The organism is Bacillus sp. JK106, from assembly GCF_053663355.1.
Genome location: NZ_JBSJQC010000003.1, coordinates 66842 through 92444 on the forward strand (window position 1 = coordinate 66842; position 25603 = coordinate 92444).

Annotated in this window: 26 protein-coding genes; 9 read left to right on the forward strand and 17 right to left on the reverse strand. The window is 46.0% G+C overall.

Annotated features, from left to right (window positions below; genetic code table 11):
* Positions 1-42 precede the first annotated feature (42 nt).
* Positions 43-276: a hypothetical protein gene (locus ACWJJS_RS10655; protein WP_014305194.1), complete on the forward strand. Its 234-nt coding sequence runs from the start codon at positions 43-45 to the stop codon at positions 274-276.
* Here ACWJJS_RS10655 and ACWJJS_RS10660 read toward each other — a convergent pair.
* Positions 263-745, reverse strand: coding sequence for an Hsp20/alpha crystallin family protein (locus tag ACWJJS_RS10660; RefSeq protein ID WP_031379036.1), 483 nt, complete (start codon positions 743-745; stop codon positions 263-265). The two genes, ACWJJS_RS10655 and ACWJJS_RS10660, sit on opposite strands and share 14 nt — an antisense overlap.
* A 70-nt stretch (positions 746-815) precedes the next feature.
* Between ACWJJS_RS10660 and ACWJJS_RS10665 the strand changes: the two genes are divergently transcribed.
* A complete protein-coding gene (locus tag ACWJJS_RS10665) occupies positions 816-1088 on the forward strand; it encodes a hypothetical protein (RefSeq protein WP_014418114.1) in 273 nt (90 codons plus the stop codon).
* Positions 1085-1318 (forward strand): hypothetical protein, encoded by a 234-nt coding sequence (locus tag ACWJJS_RS10670; RefSeq protein ID WP_003153785.1) that lies wholly within the window; start codon positions 1085-1087, stop codon positions 1316-1318. Before ACWJJS_RS10665 ends, ACWJJS_RS10670 begins: the two co-directional genes overlap by 4 nt.
* A gap of 44 nt (positions 1319-1362) precedes the next feature.
* On the opposite strand, the gene ACWJJS_RS10675 is transcribed toward ACWJJS_RS10670, so the two are convergent.
* The 3 genes from ACWJJS_RS10675 to ACWJJS_RS10685 form a co-directional block, all read right to left on the reverse strand.
* Complete coding sequence (locus tag ACWJJS_RS10675; protein WP_003153783.1) at positions 1363-1707, reverse strand: PH domain-containing protein; 345 nt, start codon at positions 1705-1707, stop codon at positions 1363-1365.
* Positions 1708-2000: 293 nt separating this feature from the next.
* Positions 2001-2141 carry a DUF4025 domain-containing protein gene (locus ACWJJS_RS10680; protein ID WP_003153781.1) on the reverse strand — a complete coding sequence of 47 codons (141 nt, stop codon included), beginning with the start codon at positions 2139-2141 and terminating at the stop codon, positions 2001-2003.
* Positions 2142-2206: 65 nt separating this feature from the next.
* Positions 2207-2410, reverse strand: coding sequence for a DUF6501 family protein (locus tag ACWJJS_RS10685; RefSeq protein ID WP_003153779.1), 204 nt, complete (start codon positions 2408-2410; stop codon positions 2207-2209).
* A 182-nt stretch (positions 2411-2592) separates the two neighbouring features.
* Between ACWJJS_RS10685 and ACWJJS_RS10690 the strand changes: the two genes are divergently transcribed.
* The 3 genes from ACWJJS_RS10690 to ACWJJS_RS10700 all read left to right on the forward strand — a co-directional run bounded on the left by ACWJJS_RS10690 (position 2593) and on the right by ACWJJS_RS10700 (position 6902).
* Positions 2593-4080, forward strand: a complete 1488-nt coding sequence (locus ACWJJS_RS10690; protein ID WP_454023564.1) for an aldehyde dehydrogenase family protein — start codon at positions 2593-2595, stop codon at positions 4078-4080.
* Positions 4081-4176: 96 nt separating this feature from the next.
* On the forward strand, positions 4177-6060 hold the full coding sequence (locus ACWJJS_RS10695; RefSeq protein WP_176283371.1) for a terpene cyclase/mutase family protein: 1884 nt from the start codon (positions 4177-4179) through the stop codon (positions 6058-6060).
* A complete protein-coding gene (locus ACWJJS_RS10700) occupies positions 6057-6902 on the forward strand; it encodes a superoxide dismutase (protein ID WP_070081967.1) in 846 nt (281 codons plus the stop codon). Before ACWJJS_RS10695 ends, ACWJJS_RS10700 begins: the two co-directional genes overlap by 4 nt.
* Before the next feature lie 40 nt (positions 6903-6942).
* Here ACWJJS_RS10700 and ACWJJS_RS10705 read toward each other — a convergent pair whose 3' ends face one another.
* The gene (locus ACWJJS_RS10705) at positions 6943-8280 is read right to left on the reverse strand and encodes a sodium-dependent transporter (protein WP_454023565.1); all 1338 of its coding nucleotides are present in this window, start codon (positions 8278-8280) and stop codon (positions 6943-6945) included.
* Between the two features lie 203 nt (positions 8281-8483).
* On the opposite strand from ACWJJS_RS10705, the gene ACWJJS_RS10710 reads away from it, so the two are divergent.
* Entirely contained in the window at positions 8484-9452 is a 969-nt protein-coding gene (locus ACWJJS_RS10710; RefSeq protein ID WP_173612986.1) for a bile acid:sodium symporter family transporter, read from the forward strand.
* A gap of 27 nt (positions 9453-9479) precedes the next feature.
* On the opposite strand, the gene ACWJJS_RS10715 is transcribed toward ACWJJS_RS10710, so the two are convergent.
* The 9 genes from ACWJJS_RS10715 to cdaS form a co-directional block, all read right to left on the reverse strand.
* The gene (locus tag ACWJJS_RS10715) at positions 9480-10226 is read right to left on the reverse strand and encodes an MBL fold metallo-hydrolase (RefSeq protein WP_064107644.1); all 747 of its coding nucleotides are present in this window, start codon (positions 10224-10226) and stop codon (positions 9480-9482) included.
* Positions 10227-10299: 73 nt separating this feature from the next.
* A complete protein-coding gene (odhB, locus tag ACWJJS_RS10720) occupies positions 10300-11547 on the reverse strand; it encodes a 2-oxoglutarate dehydrogenase complex dihydrolipoyllysine-residue succinyltransferase (RefSeq protein ID WP_003153764.1) in 1248 nt (415 codons plus the stop codon).
* A gap of 15 nt (positions 11548-11562) precedes the next feature.
* A complete protein-coding gene (gene sucA, locus ACWJJS_RS10725) occupies positions 11563-14397 on the reverse strand; it encodes a 2-oxoglutarate dehydrogenase E1 component (RefSeq protein ID WP_015388115.1) in 2835 nt (944 codons plus the stop codon).
* 227 nt (positions 14398-14624) lie between these two features.
* Positions 14625-16541 carry a vWA domain-containing protein gene (locus ACWJJS_RS10730; protein WP_454023566.1) on the reverse strand — a complete coding sequence of 639 codons (1917 nt, stop codon included), beginning with the start codon at positions 16539-16541 and terminating at the stop codon, positions 14625-14627.
* 10 nt (positions 16542-16551) lie between these two features.
* On the reverse strand, positions 16552-17442 hold the full coding sequence (locus ACWJJS_RS10735) for an AAA family ATPase (RefSeq protein WP_003153758.1): 891 nt from the start codon (positions 17440-17442) through the stop codon (positions 16552-16554).
* 77 nt (positions 17443-17519) lie between these two features.
* Entirely contained in the window at positions 17520-18110 is a 591-nt protein-coding gene (locus ACWJJS_RS10740; protein ID WP_454023567.1) for a superoxide dismutase family protein, read from the reverse strand.
* An 83-nt stretch (positions 18111-18193) separates the two neighbouring features.
* Positions 18194-19435 carry a LysM peptidoglycan-binding domain-containing protein gene (locus tag ACWJJS_RS10745; protein ID WP_454023568.1) on the reverse strand — a complete coding sequence of 414 codons (1242 nt, stop codon included), beginning with the start codon at positions 19433-19435 and terminating at the stop codon, positions 18194-18196.
* A gap of 320 nt (positions 19436-19755) precedes the next feature.
* Entirely contained in the window at positions 19756-20967 is a 1212-nt protein-coding gene (locus ACWJJS_RS10750) for a macrolide family glycosyltransferase (RefSeq protein ID WP_454023569.1), read from the reverse strand.
* A 118-nt stretch (positions 20968-21085) separates the two neighbouring features.
* A complete protein-coding gene (gene cdaS, locus ACWJJS_RS10755) occupies positions 21086-21712 on the reverse strand; it encodes a sporulation-specific diadenylate cyclase CdaS (protein ID WP_025852338.1) in 627 nt (208 codons plus the stop codon).
* Positions 21713-21989: 277 nt separating this feature from the next.
* Here cdaS and ACWJJS_RS10760 point away from each other — a divergent pair, with 277 nt between their 5' ends.
* Together ACWJJS_RS10760 and ACWJJS_RS10765 are read left to right on the forward strand one after the other, a co-directional pair.
* A complete protein-coding gene (locus tag ACWJJS_RS10760; RefSeq protein ID WP_454023570.1) occupies positions 21990-23351 on the forward strand; it encodes an MATE family efflux transporter in 1362 nt (453 codons plus the stop codon).
* Positions 23352-23364: 13 nt separating this feature from the next.
* Positions 23365-24213 (forward strand): STAS domain-containing protein, encoded by an 849-nt coding sequence (locus ACWJJS_RS10765; protein ID WP_070081972.1) that lies wholly within the window; start codon positions 23365-23367, stop codon positions 24211-24213.
* A gap of 27 nt (positions 24214-24240) precedes the next feature.
* Here ACWJJS_RS10765 and bshB2 read toward each other — a convergent pair whose 3' ends face one another.
* From bshB2 to ACWJJS_RS10780, 3 genes are read right to left on the reverse strand one after another with little or no spacing between them, the layout of a single operon-like run.
* Entirely contained in the window at positions 24241-24906 is a 666-nt protein-coding gene (bshB2, locus tag ACWJJS_RS10770) for a bacillithiol biosynthesis deacetylase BshB2 (RefSeq protein ID WP_070081973.1), read from the reverse strand.
* Positions 24907-24923: 17 nt separating this feature from the next.
* A complete protein-coding gene (locus tag ACWJJS_RS10775) occupies positions 24924-25274 on the reverse strand; it encodes a YojF family protein (RefSeq protein WP_003153743.1) in 351 nt (116 codons plus the stop codon).
* On the reverse strand, positions 25271-25549 hold the full coding sequence (locus ACWJJS_RS10780; RefSeq protein ID WP_003153742.1) for a hypothetical protein: 279 nt from the start codon (positions 25547-25549) through the stop codon (positions 25271-25273). Before ACWJJS_RS10780 ends, ACWJJS_RS10775 begins: the two co-directional genes overlap by 4 nt.
* Positions 25550-25603: the final 54 nt, after the last annotated feature.

A 25603-nucleotide genomic window follows, 5' to 3' on the forward strand; every position in this document is an offset into this window, starting at 1 on the left:
ATTGCGAATATATAAACATGATATACAAAAAGGAGGCGAATCATGATGTTTTTTCCATCCGTTATCAACTTTGAGTATATAAAAATGAACGGAATCAGCGGCGGAGCGGCTTTTAACACCGGCTCTTCCGTTATGGTGAGAAACACAGCAGCCAATAAAAGAAATGAAGGGTACGGTGAACAAAACGGTGATTGCACCGTTGTCGCCATCCCTATCATGAGTATCGATGATTCAGATCTGATAGATGGCACAGCGAACAAGATCAGCCTTCGATAATGATCTGGCTTGCATCCCCCAGATGTTTAGCAATCGATATATATAAAATCCCGTCTTTGAATACCGCCTGCATTCCCTTCGTACCATGAGCGGAATGCGGAAGATCGAGTTTTTTTTCAAAATCGCCGTATTTTCCGGTCTTCTGTTTAAAATCCTGTTCATTGAAAAAGGATTTTCTCGTGCCTTTTACGACAATATATTCTCCATAGGACAAAAGCTGAACATCTTGTTTCCGGTAGCCGGGCAGATACAGCAAAAATTGGAGCTCATCATGGGTTTCCACAATATCTATAAGAGGAAAAGCATCCTCATTTCTTCTCATTTGCCCATCTCCCTGTTGAAAGGGAAAATGAGAATGGCCGTTTTGAAATGATTTCAGTTGTTCATCATCAAAAACGTTTTTCCAAAAGTCGCCGCCGGACATGTTTTGCGCCATTTCCATCCATTGCTTCATCTTATCGAAATCCATTTTTATCGCCCCCTGTCTAAGCATACGGTCATAACAGCCGGCATACACCTGTATTAAAGGAGGTTTGCCTGTGGTTCAACCAACTCCATATATCAATATTAATATTTTCATGTTGAAAATTAATTCCTTTGAAAATGCTTCAGCGGTGAATGTCGGACAAAATTTACTGGCGGAATGGCAGAATTCTGATAAAAAGAATCAGGGATACGGACAGAACTTCGGAGATGCAAGCGGCTTCATCGGCACGAACGGCAAAGTGGATGACCGGGATCAAATTGATTCTCCATCTGCCTTTGAGTCTGCATGCGATAAAATCCCTGCCGGAAAAGGAGGCCCATTATGATGTTTTCGCCGGTTTTGGTAAATGTAGGGGGCTTTAAAGTGAATGCGGTCGACCGGGGCTCTTCCATTACGATCGGCCCGTATCAGCAAATCGATTATTTTTTATCCAATAAGATCAACTACGGATTCGGTGAAGAAAATGGTGATTTGGCGCCGATTTATATCCCCATCAGTTCTATCGCTGATCCGGATCTCATTGATTCGAACTCCGGAAAAACAAGCATTATATAATAAAAAGGCCATCCGCATGCATTCGGATGGCTTTTATGTGATATTTAACTGCATAAGTATTTTGTTAAGATGGCTTGAACCTCAGTCAAGTCCGTTTCTTTTGCAAATTCCAATTCGAAAGTTTTTCCCCTTGTCATTAATACAAGCCCGGTATCGGGATCAAACATCCCCGCTTCTTGAATGGCGAAGCTTTCAATTGTTTTATATGGAAGAAATACGCGCACTTTCTTTTTGGAGAACATTTTATTATCAAAGAAAATCACTCGTTTATTCGTAAAGCATATTTGGTCAACCCGCAGTTTATAAATCGTTTCGATCCGTTCTCCCTCAACGAGCAAAGCCTCCAGCTTTTTTGTGTCGGTTGATCTGCTGACAGAAAAAATTCCCAATGAAGAACCCCACTTTCTGCTTCTATACTATTGTTTTATTACAATCATAAAAAAATAAGTTCTTTATCCCTATATAAGAATACGACATAGACGGCATTTAAACCATTACGAACAGATTACATTTTTAGAACGTTCATCAAAAAAGCCCTTCGCGAAAGGTGCCGCTGTTATGAAGTAATACGCTTCAGCGGAAGAAAAGGTTTCAAGAAAACGGTATTTTTTTCGAAAAGTCAGTTTTTTATTTTCGCCATAAAAAACCGCGGCTTCTCCAATGCCGCGGTTTCAACAAAACATCAACGATCCGTATCTTCAATTGTTCCTTCTTTATAGGTATCTGATATTTGTTCCATCGTCGTGTCGGTGCCTTCTTCAGGTTGCACTTGCTGAAGCTGATCTGATGTTTTATTTTGTTTGTCTTGCTCTGTTTTTTTCATTTTGCAGCCACCCTTTATATGTAGTCTTTTTTAGTATGGCTCAGGCGAAATGAATTCATTCAGCCTTAAACTTCTTCAAAATACTCTTTGTAGAAGCCTCCGACTTTGTTTGTATTGTCTGCAACAAAAATGAATTCTTCTGTTTCATTTTTGACTTCATACTCTTTACCCGGCGTCAGCACATTTTTGACAATGTATTTTTTCGCATCTGTATGTACGCATTTGACCTTTTTGACGCTTTCTTTTGTCTGCCAATTATTATGAATCATTATAAAACTCCTTTTCTTAATCGATAAGCTTATTGTAGCCGTTTTTTCTTGTGAATTGCAATAACGGTTATCGATTGATTTTACCGGGGGTGTTATTATAGAATGACTGTATGCGCTTACTTTGCGCGGACATCAAGATGCTCAAAACAGACCATAAAAAAATTTCGGGAGGTTTGTTACGAATGAGTTCTTTAACGATGCAGATCACAAAAAGGCTGGAAACATTTTTACAGGGCACGAAGAAACTTTATATTGACGGAAAATTTGTTCCGAGCGCTTCAGGATCAACATTTGTCACACCGAATCCGGCAACCGGAGAAACGCTGATGACGCTTTACGAGGCACAGTCAGAAGACATTGACAGTGCAGTGAAAGCGGCACGCAAAGCCTTTGATCACGGCGAATGGCGCACTATGCCGGCCGCTTCCAGAAGCAGGCTGATGTATAAGCTTGCCGATTTAATGGAAGAGCACAAAACGGAACTCGCGCAGCTTGAAACACTTGATAACGGAAAACCGATTAATGAAACGACAAATGGGGATATCCCGCTCGCAATTGAGCATATGCGTTATTATGCCGGGTGGTCTACAAAGATAACCGGACAAACAATTCCGGTCGCCGGCTCATATTTTAATTACACCCGCCATGAGCCTGTCGGCGTCGTGGGGCAGATCATCCCTTGGAACTTTCCGCTCCTTATGGCGATGTGGAAAATGGGCGCCGCCCTTGCCACAGGCTGCACAATCGTTTTGAAACCGGCGGAGCAGACACCGCTGACCGCCCTCTATTTAGCGGAATTAATAGATCAGGCGGGCTTCCCTGACGGCGTCATCAATATTGTCCCAGGGTTCGGCGAGACGGCCGGGGAAGCGCTGACCAACCATGACGATGTCGATAAACTCGCTTTTACCGGCTCTACAGAAATCGGCAAAAAAATCATGGAAAAAGCCGCAAAAAAAATTAAACGCGTAACACTGGAGCTTGGCGGAAAGTCACCTAACATCATTTTGCCTGACGCCAATTTGAAGAAAGCCATTCCGGGCGCTTTAAACGGGGTCATGTTTAATCAGGGGCAGGTATGCTGCGCAGGCTCCCGGGTCTTCATTCACAAAGACAAATATGATGAGGTCGTCAGCGAAATGGTTTCATATGCGAAATCGCTTCAGCAAGGCGCCGGCCTTCACCAAGATACACAAATCGGCCCGCTCGTCAGTCAGGAACAGCATGAGCGCGTGCTTTCATATATTGAAAAAGGAAAAGCGGAAGGAGCCAAAGCTGTCGCGGGCGGCAGCTGCCCGTTTGAAGAAGGGTATTTTGTCTCCCCGACTGTATTTGCGGATGTGGATGACAGCATGACCATCGCAAAAGAAGAAATTTTCGGCCCGGTCTTAGCCGCCATTCCGTATGATACGGTTGATGCAGTCATTGAGCGGGCGAACCGCTCGGAATACGGCCTTGCAGCCGGACTTTGGACTGAAAATGTGAAAAACGCCCATTACATTGCTGACCGTCTCCAAGCCGGCACCGTTTGGGTCAACTGCTACAATGTTTTCGATGCGGCATCTCCTTTCGGCGGCTATAAGCAATCCGGCCTCGGGCGGGAAATGGGCTCTTACGCGCTGAATAATTATACAGAAGTGAAAAGCGTCTGGATCAACCTGGAAGATTAAATCAAACAAGAAACTGCTGCCTGTCGGCAGTTTCTTTCTTTTGTCATGCTGTCTTTTACATATGAATATATATGCTTCTGAAGGAGTTGAGCGAGTGTGAGCACAATTCATGAAAACGTCAGAAGCCGCCAAAAGAAAACCATCTCCCTATTAAGAGAAACGCAAAATGCGGACGGCTCATGGTCATTTTGTTTTGAAGGTCCGATTTTGACAAACGCCTTTCTGATCCTCCTTCTCACTTCTCTTGGAGACAATGATAAAGAACTGATCGCTGAGCTTGCAGAAGGCATTCGCGCTAAACAGCGCCCGGACGGAACTTTTGCCAACTATCCTGATGACCGGAAAGGAAATGTGACCGCTACTGTACAGGGCTATGCCGGCTTGCTGGCTTCCGGTTTATATAGCCGTTCTGAGGCGCATATGATTCAGGCCGAACGCTTTATCATCTCAAATGGCGGCTTGCGCAACGTACACTTCATGACAAAGTGGATGCTTGCGGCAAACGGCCTATATCCATGGCCCGCGCTGCATCTGCCATTATCTTTCTTAGTCATTCCCCCATCCTTCCCGCTGCATTTTTACCAGTTCAGTACATACGCTCGTATTCATTTTGTACCGATGGCCGTGACGCTTAACAAAAGATTTTCGCTGAAAAATCCCAACGTTCCGTCTCTCGCGCATTTAGATCGGCATATGACTAAAAATCCGTTTACATGGCTTCGTTCCGATCAGGATGAGAACAGAGATCTCTCTTCTCTTTTCGCGCACTGGAAGCGGCTTTTGCAGATTCCTGCCGCTTTTCACCAGCTCGGTCTGCGTACGGCCAAAACGTATATGCTTGACCGGATTGAAGAAGACGGCACATTATACAGCTATGCGAGTGCCACTATTTTTATGGTGTACGGCCTGCTCGCTCTCGGTGTATCGCGCCACTCCCCCGTTATCAGAAAAGCGCTTGCCGGCACGAAAGCTTTGCTCACGTCTTGCGGCGATATACCGTACCTGGAAAACTCAACGTCGACCGTTTGGGATACGGCGCTTCTCAGCTATGCGCTTATGAAAAGCGGCATCTCAGATAACGATCAAATGATAACCGGCGCCGCCCGGTTTCTGCGTGAACGGCAGCAGACGAAAGTCGCTGATTGGGCCGTTCACAACCCGCATGCTGAACCGGGAGGATGGGGTTTTTCAAACATTAATACAAATAATCCTGATTGTGATGACACAGCCGCAGTGCTCAAAGCCATTCCGCGAAAACGTTATCCCGCCTCATGGGAACGCGGACTGAGCTGGCTTTTGTCCATGCAAAACAGTGACGGCGGCTTCTCTGCTTTTGAGAAAAATGTCAATCATCCGCTGGTCCGCCTGCTGCCGCTGGAATCGGCTGAGGAAGCTGCCATCGATCCTTCAACAAGCGACTTAACCGGACGGGTGCTGCACTGTTTAGGAGAAGCGGGGCTTTCTTCTGATCACCCTCAGATTGAAAAGGCCGTCCAATGGCTGATCCGCCATCAAGAAGAGGACGGATCGTGGTACGGCAGATGGGGTGTCTGCTATATTTACGGCACATGGGCAGCGCTGACAGGGATGAAGGCTTGCGGCGTGAGCCAAAACCACCCGGCCGTGAAAAAAGCGATCCGCTGGCTGAAGTCCATTCAAAACGAGGACGGAAGCTGGGGAGAATCCTGTAAAAGCGCAGAAGTCAAAACCTATGTTCCGCTTTCTTACGGGACGCTTGTACAGACAGCTTGGGCGGCCGAAGCTTTGCTGCAATACGAAAAACCTCATCATCAAGCCGTCACAAAAGGCATATCCTTTCTTATTGAAAACCGGCATTACGAAGGAGACGCTTTCAGCTATCCGACCGGAATCGGCCTGCCGAAACAGTTTTACATCAAGTATCACAGCTACCCGTATGTGTTTTCTTTGCTTGCGCTCAGCACTTTTATGAAAGTGAGTGAAAAGGAGGAAGAAAAATGAAACGGCACGCTTATCAAACCGAAATGCTGAATTGGTGTGAAACCTTGAAGGAACAAGTCATACAGCAAGGTCGGTTCGATCGCTTCGCGGCACAAATCGACCGGATTTTTCACACCCTTCAGGATGATGGATTAACGGAGGCGGAATGGTACGAACAGGCATCAGCACTTTACCGGGACATTACCGAACCGGATGAGCCGGATGAGCGCAGAGCCTATGTGCCGATCGGCAAGCATGTCCTCCCTAAACTGCCATACAGTTATTCCGCACTGGAACCGTATATTTCAAGAGAGATTATGAAACTCCATCATACAAAACACCATCAGAGCTATGTTGACGGTCTGAATAAAGCAGAACTGGAGCTCAAAAAAGCGAGACAAACGAAACAGTACGACTTAGTGGCGCATTGGGAGCGGCAATTGGCGTTTCACGGTGCCGGCCATTATTTGCACAGTATTTTCTGGTTTTCCATGAATCCAAACGGAAAAAGACGGCCGACGGGTGCACTCTTTCAAATGATTGATGTGTCATTCGGAAGCTATTCTGCTTTTAAAGAGCAATTTTCTCAAGCGGCGAAAAAAGTCGAAGGAGTCGGCTGGGCTATCCTAGTCTGGGCGCCGCGCGCCGGGCGGCTGGAGATTTTGGCCGCTGAGAAGCATCAGCTCTACAGCCAGTGGGACGTCATTCCTTTGCTTCCGCTGGATGTGTGGGAACACGCTTATTATTTACAATATAAAAACGACCGTGCGGCTTACGTGGATCAATGGTGGAATGTCGTTGATTGGCGGGAGGCGGAGAAACGGTTCGAACAAGCGCACCGCGTGATATGGCCGCTTTATTAAAAAAGCCCCCGTCTTGAACGGGGGGCCTGCTTCTTTTGGTCTAAAAAATACCAAGCACGTGCAGAAAAACGATAATAATGGCTACAGGAGCCACATAACGGATTAATAGGAGCCAGACTGCAAACCATTTTCGTTTTATACCGGAACCGCTTTTCAGTTCGTCAAACAGCATCTGTTTCGAAATTTTCAGCGGTACGAAAACGGCAATTAAAAGCGCGCCCAACGGCATTAAGACATTGCTGACCAGAAAATCAGCAGCGTCAAAAATACTTCGGTGAAAAATAGAAACATCACTCAAAATTCCGTACGACAGCGCCGAAGGGACCCCGACAATAAATATAGCAAGTCCCCCGATCCATGCATACCGCTTCCGTTTTGCCGAATCGCCTTTTGACAAAACAGCAACTAAAATTTCAAGCATTGAAAAAGCCGATGTCAGCGTCGCAAATAAAAACAGCAGCAAAAAGGCGAGTAAAAACACGATGCCCAACGGCATTTGGTTAAAGACGGTCGGCAGCACGTTAAATAAAAGCTGCGGACCTTGGTCCGGCTTGAGGCCGAATGCAAACACCGCCGGAAAAATCGCCACTCCCGCCATCACGGCAACAAGGACATTTAATACCGTCACCGATACGGCGGATTGAACAATATTTTCTTCTTTTTCTAAATATGCGCTGTATGTAACCATTACGGACACTCCGACGCTTAACGAGAAAAATGATTGTCCCATCGCATATAAAACGGTATTGGCATCCATCGCGCCAAAATCAGGCATGAAGAAAAATTTTAATCCCTTCGCTGCATCATGCAGCGTAACGGAGCGGATCATTAAAAGAATAAACAGAATAAACAGAGCCGGCATCAGCACCTGGCTTACCTTTTCGATGCCGCTGCTCACCCCTTTTGCCACAACTAAAATCGTCAGCACGATAAACAGCAGCTGACCGAAAACCGCTGCATAAGGGTTGGAAATGGTATCGATAAATAACGTATCAAATCCCGAAGAAAGCGATAAACCGCCTGTAAAGCCTTTTATAATGTAGATTAATATCCATCCCCCCACTACGCTGTAGAAGGATAATAGAATAAAACACGTAATGATTCCGAGATATCCGATCCAGTGCCACTTTTTCCCCGGCGCCAGCGCCTTATAGGATTCAACGGCGTTTTTTTGTGTTTTTCTGCCGATAATAAATTCAGCAAGCAAAAGCGGCAGTCCGATTAAAACAGTAAATAAAATAAAAACAAGCAGAAAAGCGCCGCCTCCGCTGGTTCCCGCTACGTAAGGGAACTTCCATATTGCGCCGAGCCCGATTGCAGAGCCGGCCGTAGCTAAAATAAATCCCAGCTTAGATGACCATTGATTAGCTTCTTTCACTTCAGCACTCCCAATTCATTTCAGTATAAAAATCAATTGTAAGAATATATGTCTGAATAGTCAAGATGATATTAGTTTACATAATAATTTTATCGAAAACTAATATTTAATATTGAATTATTCAGAATATTATTTATAATGGAGTACAGAAAAGTCAGTCATATTTTCTGACTGATTGATTGGATATAAAAGGAGCTGTGTTTATGGAATGGCTGAAAAAAATAAGCGGGTTTGCGGGCCAAACCTTTGGCTTGTGGGTTATCGTCTTTGCCGGTTTGGGATTCGCCTGCCCTGATTTGTTTACTTGGATCAGTTCTTATATGACGATTTTCCTTGGTATTATTATGTTTGGGATGGGGCTTACTCTTCAAACAGACGATTTTAAAGAATTAATCAGAAAGCCTTGGCATGTCGTGATCGGAGTCGCTGCCCAGTTTACGATTATGCCGCTTACGGCTTTCTGTTTATCAATCGGGCTCCGCCTCCCCGCAGAAATCGCCGCGGGCGTCATTCTGGTCGGATGCTGTCCGGGCGGTACGGCATCAAATGTCATGACGTTTTTGGCGAAAGGCAATACGGCACTTTCTGTTGCGGTCACCACGATCTCAACATTGCTTGCTCCTATTGTAACGCCGGCACTTATTATGCTGTTTGCGAAAGAGTGGCTTCCCGTTTCTTTCGGTTCACTGTTTGTTTCCATTATGCAAGCCGTGCTTTTGCCGATCGTCCTCGGGGTGATTGTGAAGCTGTTCTTCAAAAAACAGGTCGGACAAGCCGTGCACGCGCTTCCTCTTGTATCGGTAATCGGCATCGTAGCGATTGTATCCTCTGTCGTCAGTGTAAATCGTGAGCATCTGCTTCAATCCGGACTGCTGATTGTGTCTGTCGTCATCTTACATAACGGAGTCGGATATTTGTTAGGATTCCTGACTGCAAAGCTGTTCAGAATGGATTATGCTTCACAAAAAGCGATTGCGATAGAAGTCGGGATGCAAAACTCCGGACTGGGCGCAGCACTTGCGACAGCGCATTTCTCCCCTTTGTCAGCCGTGCCGAGCGCAATTTTCAGCATATGGCACAATCTGTCGGGGTCTGTTCTTGCCACCTACTGGTCTAAGAAAAAAGAGAAAAACAGCGCCGAAGAAGAAACGGCAAAGATTCCGTTTTCATAACTGAACAAGGATAGGCTGCTGCAGCTCCTATCCTTGTTTATTCTGCAGATCACGAAACAGGCGCAAAAGCGCTTTTTTTACATCCCCCTGAAATAAACCTCCATGATAACAAATCAATTGGCGGATATCGTAATCGAGCAGCCGCTGCACAGAACGGACCGCATCATCCATATGTAACGTATAGCCAGGATTAGCAAGGTTCAGCTTTCCGTCTTCAATGACGACCGCATCACCTGTGACCATTGTTTTTTCGGCAGGCAGATAAAGACTGATATGGCCGGGTGTATGACCCGGCGTGGCTACAATCCGAATGCCTCCGCACCAAGGCAGCAGCTCACCGTCAGTAACTGTCCGGTGAACTGGAGCCGATTCGACTGATTGAAGCGAGCGGATGAACTGTTTTGCATAAGGCTTTGCATCCTCTGGCAATGAACTAAACGTTGATTCAGCCTGCTCAAGCCGTAAAGATTTTTTAGAGCCGTCAATATACGGCGCTTCACGCTCATGTACTGTCACGCTGATATCCGGGTGCAAACGGTGTAATGCAGCGAGTGAGCCGATATGATCTATATCGTGATGCGTTACAATGATTTTTGTCAATGAATGAAGCGACATTCCATGCCGGGCAGCAGCATGTTGAAGATGGTTTGTAAAACCGGGATATCCGCAGTCTATTAATATCGTGTCATGTTCGTCTTGCAGAAGAACCGGAGTGATTGAATGCAATTCTTCATTATATTCAAATTCGATCTCAAGCGGATAACAGCTTTTCATATAAATTCTCCCCTTCGCTCAATAAAAAAAGTACACTGCTTGTAAGGGCAGTGTACTTTTTGTCTGTCTCAAATTATCCTTCCAGCAGCAGCTGTTCCGGATCTTCAAGCAGGTTTTTAATGGTGACAAGGAACCCGACCGCTTCTTTACCATCTACAATTCTGTGATCATATGATAAAGCGATGTACATCATCGGACGGTTTTCAGAGCGCTCCGCATCAATTGCTACTGGGCGCAGCTGAATTTTGTGCATGCCTAAGATCCCAACCTGAGGGCTGTTTAGGATCGGTGTTGACATAAGCGATCCGAATGTACCTCCGTTTGTGATCGTGAAGGAGCCTCCTTGCAGCTCACCTAATGTTAATTTATTGTTTCGCGCTTTCTTCGCAAGTTCGCCGATCTCTCTTTCAATGCCGGCAAACGTCAGGCGGTCAGCGTCACGCACGACTGGGACGACAAGCCCTTCTTCAGCCGCGACAGCGATACCGATGTCATAGAATTTTTTCACGATCAGCTCATCGCCTTGAATTTCAGCGTTAAGGAGCGGGAATTTTTTCAAAGCAGCCACGACGGCTTTTGTAAAGAACGACATGAAACCGAGTTTTACATCGTTTTGCTCAAGGAATTGGTCTTTACGGCGTTTTCTTAGATTCATAACAGCCGTCATATCAACTTCGTTAAATGTTGTCAGCATCGCAGAAGTCTGCTGCACTTCAACCAATCGTTTCGCGATCGTCTGTCTGCGGCGGGACATTTTTTGCACTTCGACAGGTTTGTCAAAGCTTTGCTGTGTTTTTTGAGCCTGCTGTTTCGGCTGTGCCGCAGGTTTTGAAGCCGGTTTTTCATAAGCTTCCACATCTTGTTTGCGCACGCGGCCAAGCGGGTCCCCCGTCGGAATTTGTGATAGATCAATTCCTTTTTCCCTTGCCAGCTTGCGTGCAGCCGGAGACGCTACCGTTCTGGATTTCGCTTCTGATTGTGCTTCCTGGCTGACTTCTTGTGCAGCAGGTTCAGCTTTTGCTTCCTCTTTCGTTTGTTCATTGGCTGGAGCACTTTCTGAAGGGGCGGGTGCAGAACTTTCGCCAGCGCCTTCTGTAATGGTACCGATAATTTCTCCTACTTGGACGGTATCACCCGAATCTTTCAATACCTCTTTTAGAACACCCGATTCTTCTGCTGTCAATTCAACATTTACTTTGTCCGTCTCCAGTTCAAGCAAGTACTCACCCTGTTCTACATAATCACCGGGCTGCTTTAACCATTGGGCTATCGTTCCTTCTGAGATTGATTCTGCTAATTCAGGTACCTTAATTTCCGCCATTTTTACATTTCCCCCTTAGTTTTTGCGAGTCAAGCTATCAGATACAATGCGTTCCTGTTCTTTTTTGTGGACTGTCGGATCTCCTTCTGCGGGACTGGATCGTCTTCTTCGGCCGATGTATTGGACATTTACTCCTTTTGGCGCAATTTCCGTCAGATACGGGCTGATATAACTCCATGCCCCCATGTTCTGCGGCTCTTCCTGAACCCAAACGATCTCTTGCAGGTTCGGCAGTTTGGCGAAAAGCTCCTTCGTATCTTTTGCCGGGAACGGATACAGCTGTTCGATTCTGGCAATATGAAGCCAATCTTTATCGCCTTCCATTTTGTTGAAGTGATCGCTGATATCAATTGACACTTTTCCGCTTGATAATACGACGCGAGTCACTTTTTCGTAAGCATGGGAAAGACCGGACTGCTCATAGACAGGCTTGAATCGGCTTTCGCTCAGTTCCTGCACTTCAGATACCGTATTCGGGTTGCGCAGCAGGCTCTTCGGCGTCATGATCACAAGCGGGCGGATTTCCTCACGAAGCAGCATTTTCGCTTGTCTTCTTAAAATGTGGAAATACTGAGCCGCACTTGTCAGGTTGGCCACTGTCCAGTTGTTTTCCGCCGCCAGCTGCAGGAACCGCTCGACGCGGCCGCTGGAGTGTTCAGGGCCCTGCCCTTCGTAACCGTGAGGCAGCAGCATGACCAGCCCTGATTTTTGTCCCCATTTTGCCCGTCCTGCAGATATGAATTGATCAAAATAGACTTGAGCCGCATTGGCAAAGTCTCCGTACTGCGCCTCCCACAACACAAGCGTTTCAGGCGAATACACGTTGTATCCATATTCAAAGCCGAGAACCGATCCTTCAGAGAGCGGGCTGTTATGCACCGTAAATGAAGAAGCGCAGTCGTCTAAGTGATGGAGAGCAACAAATTCTTCTCCTGTTTCGCTGTCATGCAGCACAAGGTTTCTTTGAGCGAACGTTCCGCGCTCTGAATCCTGCCCGGTCAGCCGGATCGGCGTGCCGTCTTTCAAAATGGAAGCAAACGCAAGCGATTCAGCCAATGACCATTCAACTTTACGGTCATCATCAAACGCTTTTGCACGTCTTTCCAGGATTCTTTTCAGCTTGCCGAACACGTTAAAGGATTCCGGCCAGTTGATAAGTTCGCCGTTCAGCTTGCGGAGAACATCAAAATCAATGGCTGTGTCAACGTCTGGAAAACCGTTGGACACCGGCTCCGGCAATTCAATTTCCCGTACGGCGTCTTCTTTTTTGGCGGGCACCTTTTTATAGGCGTCTTCAATTCGTTTTGTCACTGCCATTTCGATGTTTTGCGCTTTTTCCTCGCTGATCAGTCCTTCACTTACGAGTTTTTCCGCAAAGATCCGCTTGACAGTCGGGTGTTTTCTGACGGCATCATACAGCATCGGCTGTGTCGTTGACGGCTCATCCATTTCATTGTGGCCATATCGTCTGTACCCGATTAAATCGATTAAGAAATCTTTATTGAACCGCTTCCGGTATTCAACCGCAAATTTAACGGCTGACAGGCATGCTTCCGGATCATCCGCGTTGACGTGAACGATCGGAATTTCATAGCCCTTCGCCAAATCACTGGCATATTTTGTGGATCGTGATTCATCGCTTTCAGTTGTAAAGCCGATCATATTATTGGCGATGATATGAATGGCCCCGCCGACCTGATAGCCTTTCAGAGAGCTTAAGTTCAGCGTCTCGGCGACAATGCCTTCTCCCGGGAACGCTGCGTCACCGTGAATTAAAATGGCGAGCGATTTTGTTTCATCTTGAACCGGGTACCCCTTTTGCGTTCTTGTTTCCTGTGCCGCCCGCGTGCTTCCTTCAACAATCGGATTGATGAATTCCAAGTGGCTCGGGTTATTTGCAAGCGTAATCCGCGCGCTTTTGGTTTCAGCATCCTGAAGCTGTCTGTCTGCACCGAGGTGATATTTGACATCGCCCGTCCAGCCGTAGCTGATGCCGGTAGATCCTTCAGATGGCACAAGGTCTTTATTCGGCGCGTGCTGGAATTCTGAGAAAATAATTTCATACGGTTTGCCGAGCACATGCGCAAGCACATTTAAACGGCCTCTGTGCGCCATCCCGATATTGACATTGGTTGTGCCCGCTTTCACAGACTGGGCGATAATGTCGTCAAGAACCGGCACAAGCGCGTCTAATCCCTCAATTGAGAAACGCTTCTGACCGACGAATGTCCGGTGTAAAAATTGTTCAAATCCTTCTACTTCCGTCAGTCTTTCTAAAACGGCTGACAGTTTTTCCGGTGAATTTTTCCGGAACAGTTCTCCGGACTCGACCATTTTTGTAATCCATGCGCGCTCTTCGAAATCATGCACATGGTCAAACTCGAAAGAGATGGTTCTTTTATAGGTATTGCGTAAATGCTGGATGGCTTCTAAGCCGTTTGTTATATTGGCAGGTGCGTCTTTACAGATGACAGACGCGGGTATTGCTTTCATTTCTTCTTCTGTAAGCCCGTACTCGGATAACGGAAAGAGCTCGCTCTTTTTCGGATCCTTTCTGAGCGGATTGACGGAAGCGTTCAGATGGCCATAGGTTCGAATATCTTCTGCAAGTTTAACTGCTGCTGCGATCTTTTGAATCAGATCTGCGGTGACGCGTCCCTGTTCCTTTGTTTCCGATGCCTCTTTTATTTGGCTTGGCGGAGCGCCGAGTTCGTCAAACATGTCTTTCAGATCCGGATCAATGCTGTCTGGATCTTCAGCATATTGGTCGTACAGCTCCAGTGCGTAGCCGAGGTTCGGTCCGTAAAAATCTTCCCAATTCATTCTTTGTTTCATATTATTTTGAAACATTTGAATATTACCCCCAACCTAGATAATCAAGTGATCAATTCACTATCTTGAAATAACTTTTGAACGCTGTGCCCAAAATTATGTAATAAAAACGCTTCCAAGGATATTTTACCACTGATTGCGTTTGGATTCTACCTTGATTGTTCACAAAATAGTAAAAAAAACAGATCAATACCGAAAAAATTAAATCATTTTAAAATAAAAAGCGAAAAAGCATAGGAAAAAGCCTATCCTATGCTTTTATGAAGCAGTTTTTTCAAGAGCGGATACAGCACATCGGGCAGCTGATCGACATCCGGAACAAAAATACTGTACTTTCCGTACATATCCTGAATGGTTTTCATCTGGGATTCTTCTATCGCAGTATTGGACAGAAAAACATTTATGACTTCTATCCCTTTTTTTCTCGCTTCGATGACAGCCTCGCTCGTATCGACGATGCCGTTTTGTTCGTATCCGAATGCTGCCGGCTCTCCGTCTGAAAACACGATTAAAAATTTTTGCGCCTCACTCCGCCGCATCAGCTGTTTCGTCATTTGTCTGATGGCGTATCCGTCTCTGTTATCTTCTTCAGGCGCAAGCTGCATGATTAGCGGACCCGCAGCCTGCAGCAGCGACTCTTCAAACGGAATGACGGTATTGAAGAAATTCGGCTGGCTCGTTTCGGTCGCTTCGTTTGTATCCTCCCAAAAACCGACGATTTGGTGAGGGACGGACACTGATTTCAAGGCTTCATGAAAAAGAACGATCCCTCTTTTTGTTTCATCCATTTTGTCAAACATGCTGGCCGAACAATCAACAAGCAATGTAAAAACGGCGTCAATGTCTGAGGACGGGTCCTGCTTTTTATAGAAAAGGCGCGGGTTACGTTCCGTAAAATAGCGGATCAGTTTGCGATTCAGCCGGCCTGCGTGAAGGTCGGTCCGCGGGAGCGTTTTTTTGTGCTCAAGCGTTTTTTGTATCATCTGCTTCAGGCTTTTTTGATATGATTCTATCGTTTTTGCCTGTTCTTTATAAGACTGCTCCTCTTCAGGAGACGCTTTATGAGGCGTTTGATAAACCGGGAAGGCAAATTTGTTTTCTTTTCCGTCAGCCAGCCCGGCGCCCTCATGTTCATCCTGAATGGATTCAAGCGCTTCCAGTTTGGAGTAATCCTCTCTTTTCGTCTGACGTGAGGAACCTTGAACGGAGCCGAGCGCCTGGTCACCGTCATCGCCTTCTCTGGCCGCGTCTTTCCCAAGATCTGATTTCGCGCCGTGCTCAATATCAAATTGAAGGAAGCTTTTTGACGGCGCTTCGGTTTCCCGGTGCCACGTATTCATTTTCTCTTCAAGGATTTCTTCATCTCCGTCGGAAGACTCAGGGAGCGTGAGATCGTCACTTAACGAAGGCGCTTTTTTTACGCTTTCGAATAAAGGCTCTTCAGCCGCTTTTTCGTAATCAAGTTCCGGCAGAAAAAAGTATGTGTTCAGCATATCTTTCTCAAGCACTTCATCAAGGCCTTCCATGAGGTCTTCCGTTATTGTTGCGATTTGTTCAGTAGAATCCGCCTCATACACCCGGATGAGCTGACGTTCAATATACGGTATCATCATATCAATATTTTCATGCATGGAAGGAATGCCTTCAAGCGGAGACTCAGCCGTCAGCTTGACAAACATCGCGCAATACAAAGCGTCGGTAAAAATGCTCCGTTCTAAATTCAGTGTCAGCTGCGTCGTGAAATATTTCCTGTACATCTCTCTCCGCTTCTGAAAAACACGTTTCGTTCCCGGCCGTACTTTTTTGATCAGCTCTTCAATTCTGATATCCTCAAGCAGCATAAACAGCTGCTTGGCAAAGCTTTGGCGGGTGAAGTGCCGGTGAACGTCATTTAAAAACCCCGCAAATACCCGAAATGAGCTGCTGCGTGTTCCGACAGCGCGCAAATAGACATCGCTTTTCAGGCCGGCTTCCATATCCCCGGCTGATCGGTCTTTCCAAAAGTGGCTCATGTAAATTTTCTTTTCAAAGGGATTGTAGTAAGACTGCACGCCGTATTCCACTTCAACTTCACTGCTTCTGGTCAGTGTTTTGGCAAGATCAGTCAGCATCATGAACAAAAACGAATCAATCGTGCTGTCGTTAAATTTGATAAACTTCATTGTATATCCCTCATTCGAACAGCGTTTCTGCAATATTTCTGACAGCGGCTTTTTCCCTGTCATCGTCAAGTTTTTCCACGATGCCTCTTTCAATCGCCCGTTTCGGCGGGATGTACGCAGCCAAGTCGCACGTATCAATGAGAGCCCTGATGGACGCCGCTTCTTCTGACACTTGTCCGTTATGCGCTTGTGCGATTAAATCAGAAGACAACGTCATAAAGCGCTCAATTAATTTCTCATCTTTTAAGACAGACTGAGAGGTCAGCACCTGCTTCAGGAGGCTTCCTTTAATATACGGAACATCAATGATGACAAAACGGTTTTTAAGGGCTTCGTTCAGCGGAACGGTGCCGACGTAGCCTTCATTAATCGCGGCGATAACACCGAATCCTTCGCTTGCCTTAATCACTTCTCCTGTAAAGGGATTTGTCATCATTTTTCTGTAATCAAGCACGCCGTTAAGAATCGGAAGGGTTTCAGGCTTTGCCATATTGATTTCGTCAATGTATAAAAAATGTCCCTCGTTCATTGCGGTTGTTACAGGTCCGGGAACGAATTCAATTGTCGCCTGCCCCTGTTCATTTTCAATCGTTTTATAGCCGACAAGCGCTTCTGCATCGAGGTCTACGGAGCAGTTGACGCTGTGCATCGGTTTATGAAAATAGTTCGAAAGCGTTTCCGCCAATTTTGTTTTCCCCGAACCCGTCGGTCCTTTTAATAAGATATTTTTTCCCATTGTCAAAGCGATGACGGCATCGAATACAATCGCTTTATCTTCGGCCTCATAGCCTGATGATCCGATTAAATCCCGGAATTCTTGGGAAACGGGATGATTTTGATAAGCCTGCAGTTTGTTTTGTATATCTTCCGGAAGTGATAGGTGCTGTAATTCTGAAGTCATAGGTGATGTTTCCTTTCCATTTGTATTCCATAACCGAGTATACTAAAAAAGCCCTTGTATACTCAATACAAAAGGGCTCATTCCCTGCGGGCGCTTTTTTTCAGGGGAGCGCAGGCGATTCTGGCTCCGGAATTTCCGCTCGGGTTTGTTAAATAATCGTCCGTATGTTCATGAATGACGAACGCGCTTCCGTCCCGGTCGAGCAGGCTGAGTCTGCTCCCTTCTTTTAATGAAGTTTGCGGCGCGTTCATAATGACATCCACTTTACCGTCAGCCCCCACTTCAAGATTGGGGAGATCCCCGGCGTGATGACCCATCGGATTGTTGAAGCCGTGTTCTTTGTTCAAAGGGTTGAACGGACCGCCGGCTGATTCGAAATCAGGTGCCTGACATGTCCCTTTTTCATAAATATGAAATCCGAGAGAAGCGCCGGGCGGCAGATGTCCCGCTGATATATGAATGTCTGACCCTTCATCATCAGATTCCCTCACTTCGATATATCCGATCGTTTTTCCGTTTTGATTGATGAGTCCGGCATGCTCACGGTATGCAGATGCTTCCAATGCGCGGCTTTCCCCATGTTTTTTGGGCGGAACAGGAGCGGGTCTCCCCCCGCAGCCGCAAAGCGTAATTGATGCGAGCATGAGAAAAAGCAAGAGACGATTCATGCTTCCTCCCCCTTATTTTTTTACCCATCAGTCTTGTCAAAACGTGAAAATGGTAAACAAAAAAAGCCCCGAAAGGCTTTTTTTTAAAAATAACTGCGCGCTCCTAAATAAGCTTTTTTCCAATATGGATTGCTTAAGTTTGAAATTTCAACCCCGGAGGAGCTTGCGTGAATAAAGTCTCCTCCGCCTAAATACATTCCCATATGAGAAGGGCCCGCTTTATATGTCGTAAAGAAGACAAAGTCGCCTGCTGACGGCTGGCTGATATGTTTCATCGTATTCCAATATCCGGCCGTGCTCAGACGGGAAACAGAGCTTACCTTATTTAAAAGGTAATAGATGTAACCGCTGCAATCGAAGCCCGCAGGCGTATTGCCTCCCCAGCGGTAAGGCACGCCGACATGTTTTTTCGCCTCGCCTATCATTCTGTCAATCTTTGACCCTGTCACCGGAGGTTCGGGAGTATTTGGCTTGTTTGGCTTTGCCGGTTTGTTATCCGGCTGACGCACAGGATCTTCTGTTTTTCCCGTTCCGTTAATCACCAGAACCTGTCCGATTTGAAGCACATCAGTTGTCAGTTTATTTTTTTCTCTGATGAGCTGAGCGGTGATGCCGAACCGATTAGCAATTTTCCAGAGAGAATCGCCTGCTTTTACTTTGTAAGTGGATGGCTTCTCAGAAGGATTTGAATGAGATGGCGGTGTTGTGCCGCTGTTTCCGTTATGTGAAGAACCTTTGATCTTTAATACTTGATTCGGATACAGCATGTCTGATGTTAATTGATTCAGCTTTTTCAGTTCGGCGATGGTGATGCCGGTTTGATTGGCGATTTTCCACAGCGAGTCACCCGGCTTCACAGTGTAAGTCCCTGATGCGCCTTTATCAGGCTTTGTCTGTCTGCCGCCTCCGTCCGTGCCGCCGGCAGACCCTTTAATTTTCAGTTTTTGGCCCGGATAGATGACATCTGAACTCAAACGGTTCAGGCTTCTCAGTTCAGAAACGCTCATTCGGTATTTTTTTGCGATCACCCATAATGAGTCTCCGTATGTAACTGTGTAGGCACCCGTGCTTGGTTTTCCCTTTTGCCCCGTTTTATGTGTGCCGCTGCCGTCGGGAATGTGCAGCCGCTGTCCTGGGTGGAGTATCGTTGATTTCAGTTTATTTTCCGCCTGCAGAGCTGAAATACTTGTATGATATTTCCGGGAAAGCTTCCAAAGAGAGTCGCCGCTTTTTACTTGAATGGTTTTTGCTTCAGCGGGATGCACGGCGAAGGTTGAAGTCATTACTGCAGATACAGCCAGTCCGGCTGCGATTTTTTTCTTCATATAACGAAAAACCTCCTATTTATCATTGCTGAAAGGGACGTCCCTTTTCTTTGGACGCCGCCTGTTATGCAGGATTCATTCAGAAGTCGACATTAATTCCGATTCATTTGGTCTTAGATCATCACCAATGCCACACATTTTACATAAATTGAGAACATTTCACAAAAGACTTTGGAATCATTTTCATAACATGGCTTTTTTCCGCGACATTCCACCTTTCTTGTCTGTTTTTCATACAATTCTCTTTACGGCGTGAAAAATCCTCCCGAAAAACAATCAAAAAAAGCCCGCTTCCTTTAAAGGAAGCGGGTGACGGCTGATTACAGAACCCGGGTCTCGGCAGTTTTCACGTCTTCTGCTATCAATTCCGCTGCACGCTGTGCTCCGCCGGCCGCTTTCAGGGATTCTCCGATTTCAGAAGCTTTTGTCTGATATTCAGGATTTTCGCTCAATTCTTTTATTGCTTCAGTGAGCAGTTCCGCTGTTACATCTTCTTTTTTAAACATCTTGCCCGCGCCCGTGTTTTCCACTTGGCTTCCGACGGCGAACTGATCTGCGCCCATCGGAATGACGATCATCGGAGTTTTGTAGTAAAGCCCTTCGCTCGTACTGTTCATTCCGCCGTGAGTGATAAATAAGTCCGCTCTCTTCAGGATCTCAAGCTGCGGAACATAAGGCTTTACAATAACATTCTCAGGAATTTCATCAAGCTCCGCCGGATCAAGATGTTTGCCGATTGACATGACGGCTTTTCCGTTAAAGTTTCTGACCGCTTTTAAGCATTTATTAAACAATTCCTTCTGATTGTTAAAAATCGTGCCCATTGAAATAAACAGGACTTTTTCTCCTTCAAGCTGGTCAAACGGGAAATCTTGAGCCGCCGGCCTTTCAGTTATGGACGAACCGACAAAGAGATAAGAATCGCCAAACTCTTCTTCTTTCGGCTGAAACGCTCTTGAAGTAAATACGATGGTTTTTCTGCCGTCATTTGAGAAAATATCATACGGCGTTTTAATGTCTGCGCTGAATTCTTCATTGAGCCGGCTGACCGCTTCGGTATAAGCCGGATAATGAGATGATTCCTCTGATACAAGGTTTGTATTTGAAAACACTTCTTTAATAAATGCTTCATTCATTGCAAATGTCGTGCAAAGTGAATATGCCGGCAGTTTCAGCTTATTTCTCACAAGCCTTCCTGCCAGAAAATGATGATCATACAGGATGTAGTCATAGGACTCATCTTTTACTTCCTCAAGAATACGGAGTGCAGCTTTTTTGGAAGTCTCAATCATTAACAGTAAAAACTCGGTAGCATCCCGCTGTTCATCACCCGTTGCGTTTTTTCCGAATTCATCTTTTCGGAAATCTTCATATTCACGGAATTCCGCTCCGCTTGACGCGATTTTGTGCTCATATTCCTTCACGCCGTAATATACGACATGTTCCCCTTTTGCCTTCAGTTCTTTTACGACGCCTAAAGACGGATTGATATGGCCTTCTCCCGGAAAGCCGATCATCAATACATTTGCCATCTTTCCACTCCCTATTCTTTTAAATTTTATGTATATTTAAACGATAACACCAATACAGAAAAAGGTAAAGATGTTCACCTTATTAATATTAAATGGGTACAATATTCCCATTTTCTTATTATTTCGCATGAAGCGCCCGCGGTGAAACAAGCGGATACAGTCCGCCGTCTTTAGCAAAAGACATTTTTCCCGTTTCTTCTGAAACAACGAGCACGAGTGCATCAGTCACGGCCGAAAGTCCCATCGCGGCCCTGTGGCGCGTCCCGTATTTGAGATCGACATGTTTTGTTGTGAGCGGAAGCACATTGGCTGCTGATACAACCCGGTTTTCTCTGACCAATACGGCTCCGTCATGAAGCGGATTGCCGGGATAAAAAATACTCTCAATTAAAGCTGAACTGATCTCGGCATGCAGGCTGGTCCCTTTTTGTATCATTCCGTCCAGCGGATCTGCACGTTCAATCACAATCAGCGCTCCGTGCTTTTCTTCCGCCAGATGCTGCACGGCCCTCGCCAGCTCTGTATAGGAAGGCGTAAAATGTTCGATATATGACTGCAGGTAAAACGACGAAGCGACAGCCTGCATTTCCTGAAACGTATGTCCCAGTTCATCTAATTCGCAAAGAAGGCATTGGTCTTTTTCATCCAATGTCCGCAGTATCATTCCGGCATCCTCCGTAATTTGTTTCAAATACGTTTGAACGGCAGCGGTAAACGCGCTTTCCGTCATTTGAGTGTGGCGCATGTCACATCATCTCCTTTCCCTTATTTTCTGCATCGCGCGCATGGATATGCGCCGCTGTGTACACCATAATCATGAAAGGAGGCGCACATCATATGGAATTCGCACGGCTGATGCAATATATCTGCACCTTTTTAGGGGTCATTTCACTTTCATTCATTTATGCCAAGATGTTTAAAAAGCCGAAACCGGACAAAAAAGAGTAGGCCGGCTTTCATTGCTTTTTATACATAAAATGTTATAATTTCTCTCGTTAAAATAAAGAAACGGGGAACCTAAATTGAGAGAAACGAACACGATCGGCCAAAAGGTCAGACAGCTGTTACATATCTTCATTCCGATTTTAATCACGCAGGCGGGCCTTTCCCTGATCACCTTTTTGGATACGGTGATGTCAGGGAAAGTGAGCGCCGCCGATTTAGCCGGTGTTGCAATCGGTTCAAGCCTGTGGACGCCGGTGTATACGGGCCTTGCAGGAATATTAATGGCCGTTACGCCCGTTGTTTCGCAGCTGTTTGGAGCCGGCAGACGAAAGGAAGTGCCGTTTTCCGTCATCCAGGCCGTTTATGTAGCGGCCATTCTCAGTGCGGCGGTTATCCTGATCGGCTTTTTCACCGTTGATATGATCTTGGGACATTTGGGCCTGGAACCTCGTGTCCGGACGATCGCCAAACACTTTTTAGGCTTTTTATCCCTCGGTATTTTTCCTTTGTTTGTGTACGCCGTTTTGCGCTCGTTTATTGACGCACTCGGCAAAACGCGAGTCACGATGCTTATTACGCTTTGCTCATTGCCTATTAATTTTGTTTTAAATTATGTATTTATTTTCGGGAAATTCAACATGCCGGCATTGGGCGGAGTCGGTGCAGGGCTCGCTTCCGCCCTGACTTACTGGTGTATTTGCGCCATCAGCTTTTTTATCGTCTTCAGATTTGAGCCGTTTGCCGGGTACTCTGTATTTCGGAAACTGTACCGTTTTTCTCCGTCTGAATGCAGAAAACTTTTGAAAATCGGTTTACCAATCGGTTTTGCGGTATTTTTTGAAACGAGCATTTTTGCGGCTGTCACACTTCTAATGAGCCATTTCCGGACGGTGACAATTGCAGCCCACCAGGCGGCAATGAATTTTGCTTCCCTCTTGTATATGCTGCCGCTCAGCGTATCTATGGCCATGACGATTTTAGTCGGCTTTGAAGCAGGGGCAAAGCGCTACAGGGATGCCCGGTCATACAGCTATATCGGCATTGTGATGGCCCTTTGTTTTTCTATATGCACGGCGGCTTTCATTTTACTGTTCAGGCCGCAAATCGCCGGAATGTATACATCAGATCCGGAGGTGCTCTTGTTGACGCAGCACTTTTTAATCTATGCGCTGTTTTTCCAGCTTTCTGATGCCGTAGCAGCTCCGATACAAGGCGCCCTGAGAGGATATAAGGATGTCAACTATACACTCGGTGCGGCTTTTGTTTCGTATTGGATTATCGGGCTTCCGCTCGGTTACGCAGTCGGCACTTACACGAGCCTCGGGGCATACGGCTACTGGATCGGGTTAATTGCAGGACTTGCCGCAGGAGCTGTCGGTTTATTCTTCAGACTGATGAAGCTGCAAAAGCGTTATGTGAAAAAAATGATGATTTTATAAAGGAGGAGCAGCAATGCCAAAACATAAACTGCTGTACGATTATTTAACCGAACGGGCGGAGGACATCAGTCAGACATGGTTTGATACCCTTCATGATACGGATCCTGATTCTGTTTATGCTTCTACTGACCCGGCTGTTCTCACAAATCTGAAAAAACAAAATCTGGCGTTTAATTATCAACTCAATCGGATTTTTTCTGAAGAGAAGGAAGTATATACAGCGGCATTGGAAAAGTGGGCGTTTGAAGCCGCACGGGATAAAGAACATTTAAAAACTCCCATCCATTACATCATTCGCGAGTTTATCAGAGTTCGTGATTTGTATGTCGGCCATGTAAAGCAGTTTACCAGACTTCATTCAGACACCGTGACAGAAGAAGATGCCGAAGATATATTCCATACGCTGATTAAATCGTTTGATGTGGTCATTCATATTTTCATAGAGGAAATGTATAAAAACACAAACATTCAGCTTGAAGCGCAAAAAGAATTGATTACCGAGCTGAGCTCGCCGGTCATTGTGCTTTTTGACAATGTCGGACTGCTGCCTCTGATCGGGGATATTGACACGGCAAGAGCCAAAATGATTTTGGAGAATACGCTGCACCAGTGTTCAGAGAAGCGCATCACGCAGCTGTACATTGATTTATCAGGCGTAGCCATGGTTGATACGATGGTTGCCCAACAGCTTTTCACCTTAATTGAATCACTCGGAATGCTCGGCGTGAAAGCGACATTATCCGGAATCCGCCCTGAAATCGCCCAAACCGCGGTACAGCTCGGACTGAGTTTTTCAAATTTATCAATACGGTCTTCGCTTGCGGAAGCGATCGCTTCCGATCTGACACAAAAAAAGGGATAAGGCATTTCAGCCTTATCCCTTTTTTTATCAGTCTTTCCACGGATATGTCCAATACACTTCTTCTTCAAACCATGTCTGAAGAACCGGCTCGTTATTTTTAATTTTTTCTTCCAGCTCTCTCAGCATGCCTTCCGTTTGGGTGCGGTGCGCTTTTAAGGCATTCATTTTAATATCGGCAACCTCTTTAATATCAAGAATGACATCAGGCTTGCCGACGGCTTCCTCCCTGTTGCGGGTGATTGCCATGCAAAGCGTGCGCGGGCGGTCCTCTTTTTTCTTTCTGTAAAGCGCTCTGATGACCGCTTCGCCGCATGCATCATGATCCGGATGGACGCCGTGCTCCGGATAGAATGTGACAATCAGACTCGGTTTTACATCGTCGATAATCTCTTCCATCATATCCGCGAGCCACTCGTCATCTTCAAATTCAAGTGTTTTATCACGAAGCCCGAGCATTCTCAGGTCAGTAATGTCCATTGCTTTACATGCGTCAATTAGCTCTTGCTTTCTTAACAGCGGCAGTGTTTCACGGTTCGCGAAAAAGGGATCTCCCATGTTCCGGCCCATTTCGCCAAGCGTTGCGCATGCATACGTAACGGGAATATTTTTTTGTCTGTGTAAAGCAATCAGTCCTGCCACTCCGTATGATTCATCATCAGGGTGAGGCAGGATGACGAGTACATGTTCTTTCATGATTTTCACCCTTTTCTTTAAACTGTAAACGGCTTTTCGCTGATTTGAAGCGAAATCGCCAATTTTCCGCCCGGCAGATGCCCCGCCATTAACAGACGGTCTTCTTCATCTACTGTATACTCAGTCAAACCTTCTGCGTAAATCCAGCCCTCTTCTGTTTTCAAACCGACGCGGTACGGGCCGTTTCCTTTGATTTTCGCCTGATGGTACGTCACTTTTGCATTGCGTATATAGGCTACAACCGTCATGTTTTTCTCATTCAGATGCGCTGAATAAGAACCGGTCGTTGTTTCCAAATGGATATATACAGGACGATCGGCATATCGCTCTAAAGAAGTTTGCACATCTTCTTTTATGATCGCTTTCATAGCTGCTCCCCTCTTTCTTCTTTTAAAAATTGCAAACGCTTCGTATGTAGTTCAACCAATTCATATTTCTCAATCGGCCGCAGCCGGGAATCTACAATTCGCTGCACCGCCAGAGCAAACTTTTCCTCGGGTGACTTCCGGAGCCTCGGATGTGTTCTTTGATCAAGCAGTTCAAGATCAATCGCCTTCTCCGCTTCTTCAAGGGTTGAAGCCGGGAGAGTGCGGTTATTCCACAGTGCCTGATAGGCTTTTGCTATGTCTTTATCAGTGCCCATTGTACAGCTCCTTTACATACTCGTAATGATTATACATAATTTAAGCTATCGCTG